2 protein-coding genes are annotated in these 1,063 nt (G+C 42.8%); both read left to right on the forward strand.

The window, feature by feature from the left end; translation table 11 throughout:
- Positions 1-273 precede the first annotated feature (273 nt).
- Complete coding sequence (locus AC805_RS16595) at positions 274-552, forward strand: hypothetical protein (RefSeq protein ID WP_055076442.1); 279 nt, start codon at positions 274-276, stop codon at positions 550-552.
- Between the two features lie 37 nt (positions 553-589).
- Positions 590-1,063, forward strand: a 474-nt coding sequence (locus AC805_RS16600) for a hypothetical protein (protein WP_156341436.1), incomplete at its 3' end; no start/stop codon positions are given.

Raw genomic sequence — 1,063 nt, forward strand, 5'->3', positions numbered from 1 at the left:
TCCTTTTTATGGGAAGTTGCAGGAGGGATTTGTTGAGGCAGTCGTATTGGGTCTGATTTACTTAGGAATAACTTTGGTTGTTAAGTTCATAAACTCATTGAAACAATGATTGCATTATTAATCATTTCAACAGTGCAATTTAACATTGCAGCGAACGCCCAAATCGCCGTTCAGTGGGCAGTCGGCTTTGCAGTAGTGGTCTTTGGAATGCAAGGCATCCTCTGGTTAATTTCCAGAATCATCCGTTCACTCTATCAATAGGAGATAAAAATCGTGATCGACCAAGACTTTAAAGATAAGCATCTGAGAGACAAGAAATTTAAAACCGATCGCCTAATTTTATTAGGAGCAGGAACCGCTTCAGCAGGTGGAGCCATTACCTTATTTGGCGACCAAAGCAACGCTCAATCCACTGCATCATCCGCCATTACTCAGATGAATACCGATGCCACAGCGATCGCCGCTTTAGTTAGCGTCATTCAACCGATTGCAGTAGCTGCTGTCGTTTTTGCTGCCGCAGCACTCCTATTCAAGCGCTACCTTTATTCGTAGGTTTCCAATTTCACTAGTTCACCAACCCCCTAAAACAATGAAAAAGTACTCCCTAAGACGAAGAGCATTCTCAGTAGTTTTGGGAGTACTTTTCGTATTTTTACAGTTTTTAGATGTTTCACCAGTTTTCTCATTCACTACCTTAAATGAATGCTTTACGACTTCAGCAGCCGCAAAACAGTGTGCTGCTGATGGGTTAATAACTCCTCAATCCGCAGCTAATGTAGTACGTGGCTCCGTTGGAACTGCTGGAGCTGCTAATCCTATCAGTGTAGGACTTACTGCTGCTGATAAAATTCTTATTTTGGGTTCCGCCGCAGCTTTAGGGTATATGACGTATGAGAATATGGAGAACTTGCGAAAACAGGCGATCGCAAATGCTCCTATTAAGTATCCAGCGGGAACTTATCTTTTTGCTCCAAATGGCTCTGGAAGCGGTGCAGTTATGGGAATTTGTGTTACTCCTTGCTCTTTGAGTCATTCTGGTTTGGTTGATGGATACGATTTTGGC

The organism is Pseudanabaena sp. 'Roaring Creek' (genome assembly GCF_001402795.1).
Taxonomy (GTDB): Bacteria; Cyanobacteriota; Cyanobacteriia; order Pseudanabaenales; family Pseudanabaenaceae; genus Pseudanabaena.